Consider the following 11,082-nt stretch of genomic DNA (forward strand, 5'->3'; position numbering starts at 1 on the left):
AAGTTTTAATTTGAGCGATCGACGATCCGCGTACTGGCGCGACAGCGCCGCAATGTGAAAGGAGCCGGGAAACGCGACCGGTTTTTCAGCGAATTGCAAGCTTCTGGGTCGGCGAACCCCGGTGGAGGCCAATCGGCGGATCGGGCAATCAGATGTTGCGGGGCATGTCCCCCAGCATCTGATGACCAAAATGGCGGCATGAACGACAACCCGGCGTAACTTAACTCAGCCGCAAACCTGTCCAAGAAGGAGAAACCACCTCAGTAACCTCTGCCATCGACGCCTCCTTCAGTGGTGTTCAACACCTCCACTATTGTACATCGACGAAGTCGGGGACGTCACCTCTGCTACAATCATCAGGCGGTCGCGCCTTCATGCGGCCGCTCGGAAAAGTGCGCTATAGCTCGCTTTGTCCGCCACAGTATTGACCACTTGCCCGCAATTGATCGGCGCTTGCAAGTTAAGATGGAAGCGGGTCCCCGCAACCAACGGTATCACAAAAGCCCCGACCCTCACCGGTCGGGGCTTTTGTGCGTTTGGGGCACAAGCACCCTGCGCAAATTCCAGCATTCGGTACAGGTCGCCGTAAAGCTGGATCGGGCGACGTTTCCCGCCGCGCGCGCTGCCGGGCTGCACGACGATCTTCTCGATGAGCGGTCGGATCGCTTGCCGAGCGACCGCGCCATCGCTTGAGGACAGATGTGTCGCGAGCTCGGCGACCGCCCGGCTATAGACGGCTTCATAGTTCACCGGCAGCCGCACGACCGTCGGCTCAGGTGCCTTGACCAGAGCAATCTCCAGACCTGCCTCGATCGTCTCCAGTTCCTTCAAACGGACGGTCAATGCGCGCGGCGCATTGTCGTCTTCCTCGATCCGCGACACGAGCTTGGCGATGCGCCGACGCGTCTCGACGAGCTCGCTTTCTACGTGATGACGATCTGCATGGTTGGCGAGATGCATCGCCTCGAGCTCCGTCTGGAGCTTCGCAGCGAAGCGACCAATGATTTCCGGGGTCAGAAGCCGGTCGCGGATGCCGGCCAATGCGCGGTCCTCAAGTTCCCGAGTTGTGATAGACCCGTTGGTGCAGGTCCCGGTGCGATGACCCTTGCAGCGCCAACGGCCGGCACCGGTCGCGAGGAAGGGCGCCTCGCAAGCTCCGCATGTGACGAGCCCGGACAGTAGGTGGGCAGGGCGCTTTGCGCCCGCCAGCGGATTACCCGTCAGCTTGTACTTCGCGTCGCGCGCGGCGCGCGCTTCTTTCTGACGGACCTTCACCGCATCCCACAGTGCCTGGTCGATGATGCGCAACTCTGGCTGATCATTGATGATCCACTCCGTTTCGGGGTTGACGCGTGGGCGGCGCGAAAAGCCGCGATTGTCATTGGGGACCTCGACCCACATCCGACGGTTAAAGATGCGGCGCCCAATATAAATCTCGTTGTTGAGGATGCCCTCGCCGAGGCTCGGGTCTCCCGAAAGAGTCGTCGGGTTCCAGACGCCGGCGTTGTATTTTCCACGCTCTCGGGCGCGAGGGGAGGGGATGCCATCCCGGTTCAAGATCGCGCAGATCTGCTTCAGGCTCTGTCCCTCGGAATAAAGGTTGAAGATGCGCTGTACCAGCTCGGACTGCGGATCGTCGATCGCCAGCCGGTCAACGTCGCGCCCGCCTGCGTCCTGTCCGGTGATCTCACGTCGGTAACCCAGAACTTTCCCGCCGGTCACACCGCCGCGGCGCGCCTTGCCCTTTAGGCCGCGGCGTGTCGTATAGGCGATGCGCATTCGCTGCTGTTCGCCGATAATGGCTTTGAAGGCGAACACGAGGTCGTCGATGCGACCGGTTGAAACCGTATGGACGGTCACCTGATACAGCCGGAACAGCTTCACCATGTGGTGGATATGCTCCGCGTCGCGCCCGAGCCGGTCGACGTCTTCGATGATGAGGATCCTGATCTTCCCCGAAGCGAGCACCTTGAGCGCCGCCTGCAGGCCCGGCCGCTCCATCGTCGCGCCCGTGATCCCGTCATCGCCGTAGAAGCCGAGCAGGTCGAAGCCATGCGAGCGCGCATATGCTTCGGCGAAGAGGTGCTGGTCATCGACCGAAGACGTGCGCTCGTCCGGGTCATCGAAGCTCTTGCGGCCATAGGCGATGGCTGGTTCGCTCACGATAGTCTCCTCCTAGGTGCTGCGCCGCTGGGTACCGACGGGATGATCCTGACGACTCTTCGGGGAATCAACCGCTGGTCACTCGGTTCCCTGATGTCAGTCGGCTGCTAAAATCGCTAATCGTCGATGCGCTCATCTGAATTTACGACATTGAGCGGTTCGTCACTGCGATCCTGATCGAGCATGAGTGCGCGGGCTAAGCGTTTCGCAAGCAATGTCAGTAACAGATCGTCGATGTTAGCCAGCCGAATTGATGTGACTCCCTCGGACACCCGTGCAGGATCAGGTACGGTTGTTGCGGCTTGATGCTGGAGCATTCATCGGTTTTAGGAACTCGCAGTCGCCTCACGCAAAAAGCCGACAAAGTATTTGTGTCCGACCATGAGAAATGTCAAAATGCTGATATGTCGCGCCGCCGCGCCCCGTTAGCCCGGATGCTCCTACCAAGGGGTGCAGGACGGTTGCGTGACGATCTTGGCAAATTTCTGAAGGATCGACGCCAAGGGAGGCTTGGCGACGATCAGTACGGCACCCAAGCTCAGATCGCGGCCAAGGTCGGTGTCAGCCGGCAGACACTCTCCGACATTGAGCGTGGTGCGGCGTGGCCCGGGCCCACGACACTAGACCTGTTGCTTAACGCCCTTGAGCTCGGTTGGGAGCACGTCGCACATCCGGCCGGGCCCCAATGGGAAGGGCGGTTCTTCATCGACGAGATGCCGGGGGTCGAACAACTGCTGCCGGTCACTCCGGAGCAGGTGCCTGACCGAATTCGGGAATTCGTCGAGGGTGTCGAAGGGAGTTTGATCATTGCGTTTGGAGAGCGGATGAGAGCTATCCGCTTGGCATCGGGACTTACCTTAAAAGAGGTCGCAAGGGCCGCCGGCGTCTCGATCGCGTTGCTGTCCAGGCTCGAGCGCGCGCAGGCGCCACGATCCCGCCTGTTCCGCTTCGAGCAGCGAACGGTGGATGGGGAGCAAGTGCCAGTGCTGGTAGTCCGCAACTCGTACCTGCAGGCGATATGGCCCGCCGCGCCGGGATCGACGCGGCTGACGCCCGCCTGGTCGAGAGCGACGGCGACGCGATCGCGCTAATCCGGCGGTTTGATCGACCCGCAGGGGGCGGGCGGTTGATGTACGTTTCGGCGGCGACGATGATCGGTGCGGAGCCCGGCGACGCACAGGAGCACGCCTATACCGAGATCGTTGATGCGCTACGTGTGCACGGGAGTGCTCCTACGGCCGATATCGAAGAGCTATGGCGGAGGATCGCTTTCTCGATCCTGATCACCAACGTCGACGATCATCTGATGAACCACGGCTTCCTCCACGTTGATCGTGGCCTGTGGCGGCTGGCGCCGGCGTTCGATATCACCCCGTTTCCAGAGCGACTGCGCGAATTAAAAACCTGGGTTTCGGAAGAGGTTGGCCCCGAGGCGACTATCGACGCTTTAATGTCGGTGTTGCCGTACTTTCGCATTACGCTTCCGCCCGCCATGGAAATGCTGGCGCCGATTGAGCAGGCTGTCGCGGGCTGGAAGGATGAGGGGCGTGCGCTTGGCATGACCGGTGCCGACCTAGAAAGTTTTGCGGAGGCCTTCGAGCACGGGGAGCGGGCGGCCGCGCGAGCGGTACTGGCATGACTTAGCGTTGGTTGAGGTGTAAAAGGTTTGTATTGTGTGAGATCGATGGAGATAGCTGAGCAGCCTTTTTTTAGCTTAAATTGATTGTCGCAGATTTATATTTTTCACGCACTTGGCACCAATGATGCTCAGGGTGAATTTACGAAGTACGCGCTAAAAGCCCGCTTGGAAGGAAATCCGCATTGACTGATGAAACTGCAAACACCGTTAAACTCGCTACCGAATTAACGATGGCATGGCTGTCCAACCCGAATACCCGCACGTCGGCGGATGATGTCCCAGCATTCTTGAAGTCGATGCATGACGCATTGATCGGCCTCTCATCCGCACCGGCGGAAGCTTTTGCCGAGGAAGCCGCTCCGGAATTTACCGGCGCAGTCACTTCACGAAAGTCGCTGGCAAATCCTGATGTCATTATTTCAATGATCGACGGCAAGCCCTATAAGACGCTGACGCGGCATCTCTCCACCAACGGTCTCACGCCCGCCGAATATCGAACGCGGTATGGCTTAAAGACCGATTATCCCATGACTGCACCGTCCTACTCGGCAATGCGCCGTGACATGGCGAAGAAGATCGGTCTTGGCCGAAAGCCGGGTCAGAAAGCTCCCGCCAAGGCCGCTGACCTCGCACCAGTACCGAAGCGTGGTCGGCCCGCGAAAGTCGTCGAGCCGGATTGAAGCGGCAGGCGGCGAGCGTGCCGGTCATGTTCGCCATCGTCCAAGCTATCTTCCGAACCGTTCATCGCCCGGGGAATCCGCCGCGCACTAAAGATCGTGAAAGATGGCAAATTCTGGGTGGGAAGCGGCTTGGCCGCTTTTTGGCGAAGAGCGGCATAGCCGGACGTTCAGTCATCTAGGTTGCGAGGTCTCAAACGCTTGTTGCCAGCGCACGTTCATTAAGCGCTACCCCAGTAACGTTATCCGAAGAGTCCGATCGCACGTGGCGATTGGAGATACAAATTGCACAGTGGCGCTTGCGTGCCGGATTTTTACGAGTGTTCCAAATTTCAACGATCATAAGTGCGTCAACGCCCAATCCCCATGCGCGCAAGCGCCCGCTGGCGATCGACCCATTGATGCTTCAATGCTCCCGCCACGTGTAGAAGGAGCAGTGCTAGCATGACCCAGCCACCGAATCGGTGGAACGTCGCGATCCGCGCGCGCAATTCGCGCTGCGCAGGTACGCCTTGCGAGGTCCGCCCGATCGCACTGATCTGCGACAGCAAGGGAAGCGGAGCCACCCCCCACACCATCGTCGGACCGCGAGGACGTTGAGCGCTCGATGCTTCGCCGACAGGATGCTCTGCATTCCATGCCGCTCCCGCTGAACCCATGGGGGGCTTAGCCGAGACGAGTGCCCATCCTGAAAAGGGGAGGATCAAGATCGCGGCGTAGAGCAGGGCATGGACCCCGTGAGCCGTGCGTCGTTCCCACGCTTGGACCGCCAGCAAGGGCGGCGGGCGATGGGTCAGCCGCCAGAGGAGGCGGGCGACGCTCAAGACCAGGATCGTTATGCCGGCCGAGACATGGAACCGGAAAACGGCGCCGGGCAGCACGTCGTGCAGAAGTCCTGATGTCAGATTATAGGCGAGAAGGAGCGCGATCGCCCAATGCAGCACAATTGCTACGGTCGAATAGCGCATCCGCACACATGCGCTCGGATCCGATGGTGCCATCTCTGTCCGCCTTTCACACTGCCGCCAGTTCTGGGGCCGGCTGCCCATCTGTTCACAATCGAAGCCGCATGCTCAATGAGACCGAGCGCGGCGCGCCCGGCGCATAGAAAGTCGAGGATACCAATGGCCGCTCGTCGTCAATCATCGGTGCAGCGAACGGACGGGCGACGAACCGACCGCTGCCGTCGAACGCTGTCGCGGCGAGCTGAGCTGCGGTGGCGTAGGCCTTGTCGAACAGATTATTGAGCTGGACGGTGAGCGTAGCAACTTTCGTCACGCGCCATTCGGCGCCTAGATTGAAGACCCCATAAGGCCGCGTGCGGCCGGCACCCAAATAATAGACGCCGTCAGGCGCATGCGCACCGTTCTCGTTGCCGCGCGCTATAACGCCCGACACCGCGATCATGTCGATGTCGAGCGTCACGCGTCTGATCGGATCCCAGCCAACCGCCGCCTTGGCGATTGAACGCGGGATCAACGGGATGCGGTCACCTTTGGCGATCGCGATCGTCCCATCGAAGCCCGCGGCGGCGCCATTGTTGCTGCTGTTGCCCGATCCGCCGACACGCTCGCTGCTGCGGTAGGTCGCGTCAAGCCAAGTGTAGTGACCCGATAGCCGGACCGTGCCGAGCGTAGCGGTCGCGTCCAGATCCAAGCCTTGCCGTCGCGTGCGTCCAAAATTGCGGAAATAGCCGAAGCCGGAAGCATCGTTCGCGACGAACAGGATATCCTTGCGGCTGTCGGTACGAAAGGTGCCGATCCGCCAGGTGACGGATCGGCGCGCGCCGCCCTGTATGCTACCATGAACGCCTGCCTCGAAGGTGGTCGCACTAACCTGGTCAAGCGGCGGGTCGCCCGCCAGCGCATTGGGCAAGCGGCACGGGCTCGCGGGATCGGAGCAGCCGAGCTCGATCGCCGAGGGCGCGCGGCTGCTCTGCGCGATAGCGGCGTCGAAGCCGAGCCGTGTCGACGGCATCCATGCGATTGCGACCGCAGGATTGAAAGCAGCGAAACGGTGGTTGCCTGTCAGCGAGCCGGTACCCGCAAGTGGCGTAATCCGATCGCGGTTGCCGACACGGGTGCGATCGTAGCGCGCCGACAGATCGACCCTCAGCGTGCGCGCCAGCATCAGCGAGTCGGTACCATAAAGCCCGAGATTGGTGGTTCGGCCGTGGAGATCAACCCTCGCGTCGAACGCATTTTCGGATTGCTGGCTTCCGTCGGCATAGGCTCCCGGCCCAGTGGCGCCGACCACGCCACGGTCGGCGGTGAGATACGCGAATTGCGCGGATTGCGCGAAATTGGCCTGGCTGTCTGAATAGCTCGCGCCGAGCGTGAGCGTCTGGTGAAGCCCCAGCAAGGGCGCGATGAGTGTCGCCTCAGCGCTCGCGCCCCACTCGCGCTGGTCGGTCGTCGAGCGGTTGATCAGCGCGTTGCATTTCTCGTTGGGCTCGGTGTCGAGAAGTGCCTCGGCAATGCATCGATAGCGCGGGAAGGGGGTGTTGGCCTGCGTCTCGCCGCTAAGAGGAAAGCCGGTAACGCCTGCCGCGGTCAGGGCGGCGCGTTCCGCGGTACTGGGTTGGTAGAGGTTCTCGCCGAGCGCAGTGTCGTTGACGTCGCCATTATAGGTTCTGGTCTTGATCCGCCGCCAATAGGCGTTGCCCGACAGCGATAGTGCAGACGATAGGCTGTGCTTTGCAGTGAGATTGACCAGTGCCGAGCGATTCCGCGTCGTGTCGGGCTGGGTGTAGACGCTGCGCCGATCGGCGGCGAGAAGCCGCTGCTCCTGCAAGCCGTTGCCGTTGAGATCGGTGTCGGCATAGCTGGCCGAAAGGTGTGCCTGCGTGGTCGCATTCGACCAGCCCAGCTTGCCGAAACCCTGATAGGCGCGCGACGCCGAAAAGGCCCGCCACCCGCGCTCGCGAAAGGCGTCGCCGCTGACGAACCAATCAAACCCGCCGCGGATCGCGCCGCCGGCCTGTGCCTCGAGCGTGCGCCGGGCGAATGACCCGGTGCCGATCTCGAGCAGATAGCCTGGGTCGGAGGTGCCGTCCTTGGTGCGGATCGACAGCGCGCCGCCGAGCGCGTTGCGTCCGAACAACGGGTTCGACCCCGGCACGAGGCTGACCGAGCGGATCGCCGATTTCGGGATGAGGTCCCAGCTGACGATATCGCCGAACGGCTGGTTGAGCCGAACGCCGTCCATGAAGACCGACAGCCCCTGCGGTGTGCCAAGCAGCGGAGAGGCGGTGAAGCCGCGATAATTGATGTCGGGTTGGAGTGGGTTACCCTGCGTCTCGTTGACGAACACCCCGCCGCTGACTCTTTTGAGATATTCTGTGAGGTCAGTGGCGTGCGCGTGCTGGAGTTGTTCGTCGCTGACGGTCTGCGCCGGATAGCGCAGCGCGCCCTCGCCGACATCAAGCAGCGGGGTGGCGGTGACGACAATGTCGGGGCCGCTCTGCTCCTGCGCCGAGGCGGCGAGCGGCAGGACGAGCGCAGCACTCGCCACACCCGCCCGCCAGAAGAGCTGCGCCACTTGCATGTCTCCCGCCGCTATGCTGCGCGGCGCGACCGAGGGCGATCGGCGCCGCTTGATCTAGTGACTGGCCGGTCGATCACCGGGCGGTGCAGCGGAGCGGCACGGGGGCGATGTCGGTGAATTTGGCGACGTCGCCGAACACCGCGCCCGCCTCGGGCGAGGCCAGCGCGGCGTCGAGCGCCGCGCCGTCGCTGAATTCAAGCATTGCGACCGCTGCATAGGCCGGGGCCGGTTCTTCCGGGATGAGGGCGGTCGCGCTGGTCAATCCGTAGCGCACCCAGCTTTCGCGCACGAGCGGCAGGTGCGCGCCGAGATAATAGTCGACGTCGAAGGTCGCGCCTTCGGCGCGGGGATAGGTGACGAGCAAGGTGGTCATGTCAGCGCGCCTTCGCGAGATAGCCCGCCATCCGCTTCATTGCGAAGGGCGGCAGTTTGGCCGCGCGTGCGGCGGCCAGATTGACGGACGGACCATCGCCGGCCTGCACTACGGCGACCATTCCCATTGAATAGTGTGGGGCGCATTTGATCCCGTAGATGCCGGGCGTGGTGACCATGAGGTCGAACTGCTTGCCCATCGCCCCCTTACTCGGCGAGACACCGGTCGGCAGCATTGCCGGGATCAGCTCGGCATTGTGCGCCAAGCTGGTCGGCACGAAGCGGACCGTGTCGCCTAGATTAGCCTTAATAAAGGCGGGGACAAACACCATCGCGCCCTCCGTGCCGCTATCCTTCATTTCGACGACAATCGTCTTGGCGGGCGTCTTGGCGGGATTAGTCTTGGGCGCGCCGGCGATCGCGCCGGTTCCCCCGAGGACTGCTGTCAGACACAAAGCGGCGGCGATCACTCTCGACATCATCTTCTCCTCGCATCGTCCCGCGCGGGCGCTCGGCCTCGGCAGCGGACACTTTGGTATCGGAGGCGAGCATGGAAGCAGACCGATCGACCGCAAATAGCCCTTTGGTGCAATGGCGCGTCCTCGGATTTTGGGCACAGTCAGCGCTGACAAGCCCGCGCAGGCGCCGGCCACCGGGCTCACATCCAGGAGAGAGACAATGCTGCACCAGGCGCTCGAAGGTTTGACAGGCAAGGTCGCGATTCGCGCGACCTACGAAAATTACATCGGGGGCCAGTGGGTCGCGCCGGTGCAGGGCCGCTATTTCGATAATCCCTCGCCGGTGACCGGCCAGACGGTGTGCCAGGTCGCGCGCGGGACCAAAGAAGATATCGATCTCGCGCTAGACGCCGCGCACAAGGCGAAGGACGCCTGGGGCCAAACCTCCTATGCCGAGCGCGCGGTGATCCTCAACAAGATCGCCGACCGGATCGAGGCAAATCTCCCGCTGATCGCGATGGTCGAGACGATCGACAACGGCAAGCCGATCCGCGAGACGACCGCCGCCGACATTCCGCTGGCGATCGACCATTTCCGCTATTTCGCCGGCTGTATTCGTGCCCAGGAAGGCGGCATTTCCGAGATCGATCACGATACGGTTGCCTACCATTATCACGAGCCGCTGGGCGTGGTGGGACAGATCATTCCGTGGAACTTCCCGATCCTGATGGCGGTGTGGAAGCTCGCCCCCGCGCTCGCCGCGGGCAATTGCATCGTGCTCAAGCCCGCCGAGCAAACGCCGATGTCAATTATGGTGCTAATGGACGTGATTGGCGACCTGCTGCCGCCGGGCGTGCTCAATGTCGTCAACGGTTTCGGCGTCGAGGCGGGCAAGCCGCTCGCGCAATCCCCCCGCATCGCCAAGATTGCCTTTACCGGCGAAACCACGACCGGTCGGCTGATCATGCAATATGCGACCGAGAACCTCATCCCCGTCACGCTCGAACTTGGCGGCAAATCGCCCAACATCTTCTTTGCCGACGTGATGGATCAGGACGACGATTTCCTCGACAAGGCGCTCGAGGGCTTTGCGATGTTCGCGCTCAACCAGGGTGAGGTGTGCACCTGCCCGAGCCGGGCGCTGGTGCACGAGAGCATCTATGACCGCTTCATGGAGAAGGCGGTCGCGCGCGTCGAGAAGATCGTCATGGGCAACCCGCTCGATCCCTCGACGATGATCGGTGCGCAGGCATCGAACGACCAGCTTGAGAAGATCCTGTCCTATTTCGACATCGCGCGCGGCGAAGGTGCCAAGATCCTGACCGGCGGCGAACGAGCGCAGCATGGCGACGAACTGGGTGGCGGCTATTACGTCAAGCCGACGATCATTTCGGGCAACAATAAGATGCGCGTATTCCAGGAGGAGATTTTCGGCCCGGTCGTCGCGGTGACGCCGTTCAAGGACGATGCCGATGCGCTCGCGATTGCCAACGATACGCTCTACGGCCTCGGCGCCGGCGTGTGGACGCGCGATGGGACGCGGGCCTATCGCATGGGCCGCGGGATTCAGGCGGGACGGGTGTGGACCAATTGCTATCACCTCTATCCGGCGCATGCGGCGTTCGGCGGGTACAAGCAGTCGGGCATAGGGCGCGAAAACCACCGCATGATGCTCGATCATTACCAGCAGACCAAGAATTTGCTTGTGAGCTATAGCGCGAAGCCGATGGGATTTTTCTAATATCTCATACAAATCTCGGCGGTTGGCCCCCTTTGCCGTCGGTCGCGGCGGGTCTTCGGACCCGCCGGCTTTTGCGTTTCAGGAGCCCGTCGTGCCCCCACCCGCCCGCATCCTCGCGACCGACGCCGCGATCGCCATGATCGATCGGCTGAGCGCGATCCACGGGCCGTTGATGTTCCACCAATCAGGCGGATGCTGCGATGGCTCGGCGCCCATGTGCTACCCCGCGGACGAGTTTCACGTCGGCACGCAGGACATCCTGCTCGGGCGGATCGCGGACAACGTGCCGGTGTGGATCGGTGCCGCGCAGTTCGCCTATTGGCGGCATACGCAGGTGACGATCGACGTCGTGCTCGGTCGTGGCGCCGGCTTTTCGCTCGAAGGCCCCGAGGGCGTGCGCTTCATCATCCGCAGCCGGGTGTTCAGCGACGCCGAGGTCGATGCGCTCGACGCGGCGGGCGAGCCGGTGCGGGGCGTCGGATGATC

10 protein-coding genes are annotated in these 11,082 nt (G+C 62.4%); 5 read left to right on the top strand and 5 right to left on the bottom strand.

Features of this window, described 5'->3' with window-relative positions; translation table 11 throughout:
* Nucleotides 1-372: 372 nt before the first annotated feature.
* Nucleotides 373-2,163: a recombinase family protein gene (locus tag H4W01_RS06540; RefSeq protein ID WP_209610378.1), complete on the bottom strand. Its 1,791-nt coding sequence runs from the start codon at nt 2,161-2,163 to the stop codon at nt 373-375.
* Nucleotides 2,164-2,624: 461 nt separating this feature from the next.
* Here H4W01_RS06540 and H4W01_RS06545 point away from each other — a divergent pair, with 461 nt between their 5' ends.
* From H4W01_RS06545 to H4W01_RS06555, 3 genes are all read left to right on the top strand, one after another.
* Nucleotides 2,625-3,254: a helix-turn-helix domain-containing protein gene (locus H4W01_RS06545; protein ID WP_209610379.1), complete on the top strand. Its 630-nt coding sequence runs from the start codon at nt 2,625-2,627 to the stop codon at nt 3,252-3,254.
* Complete coding sequence (locus tag H4W01_RS06550; protein ID WP_010406353.1) at nt 3,182-3,802, top strand: type II toxin-antitoxin system HipA family toxin; 621 nt, start codon at nt 3,182-3,184, stop codon at nt 3,800-3,802. The genes H4W01_RS06545 and H4W01_RS06550 overlap by 73 nt, the downstream gene beginning before the upstream one ends.
* Before the next feature lie 182 nt (nt 3,803-3,984).
* Entirely contained in the window at nt 3,985-4,482 is a 498-nt protein-coding gene (locus tag H4W01_RS06555; RefSeq protein ID WP_209610380.1) for a MucR family transcriptional regulator, read from the top strand.
* Nucleotides 4,483-4,829: 347 nt separating this feature from the next.
* Here H4W01_RS06555 and H4W01_RS06560 read toward each other — a convergent pair whose 3' ends face one another.
* From H4W01_RS06560 to H4W01_RS06575, 4 genes are all read right to left on the bottom strand, one after another.
* On the bottom strand, nt 4,830-5,480 hold the full coding sequence (locus H4W01_RS06560; protein ID WP_209610381.1) for a cytochrome b: 651 nt from the start codon (nt 5,478-5,480) through the stop codon (nt 4,830-4,832).
* 52 nt (nt 5,481-5,532) lie between these two features.
* Complete coding sequence (locus H4W01_RS06565; protein WP_010406360.1) at nt 5,533-8,025, bottom strand: TonB-dependent receptor; 2,493 nt, start codon at nt 8,023-8,025, stop codon at nt 5,533-5,535.
* 73 nt (nt 8,026-8,098) lie between these two features.
* Nucleotides 8,099-8,398 (bottom strand): EthD family reductase, encoded by a 300-nt coding sequence (locus H4W01_RS06570; protein WP_010406364.1) that lies wholly within the window; start codon nt 8,396-8,398, stop codon nt 8,099-8,101.
* Nucleotide 8,399: 1 nt separating this feature from the next.
* A complete protein-coding gene (locus H4W01_RS06575; protein WP_010406366.1) occupies nt 8,400-8,879 on the bottom strand; it encodes a pseudoazurin in 480 nt (159 codons plus the stop codon).
* A gap of 196 nt (nt 8,880-9,075) precedes the next feature.
* Between H4W01_RS06575 and adh the strand changes: the two genes are divergently transcribed.
* On the top strand, nt 9,076-10,596 hold the full coding sequence (gene adh / locus H4W01_RS06580; protein WP_010406369.1) for an aldehyde dehydrogenase: 1,521 nt from the start codon (nt 9,076-9,078) through the stop codon (nt 10,594-10,596).
* A 136-nt stretch (nt 10,597-10,732) separates the two neighbouring features.
* Nucleotides 10,733-11,080: a DUF779 domain-containing protein gene (locus H4W01_RS06585; RefSeq protein WP_050810992.1), complete on the top strand. Its 348-nt coding sequence runs from the start codon at nt 10,733-10,735 to the stop codon at nt 11,078-11,080.
* Nucleotides 11,081-11,082 lie beyond the last annotated feature (2 nt).

This window comes from Sphingomonas sp. PL20, assembly GCF_017875905.1.
GTDB lineage: Bacteria > Pseudomonadota > Alphaproteobacteria > Sphingomonadales > Sphingomonadaceae > Sphingomonas > Sphingomonas echinoides.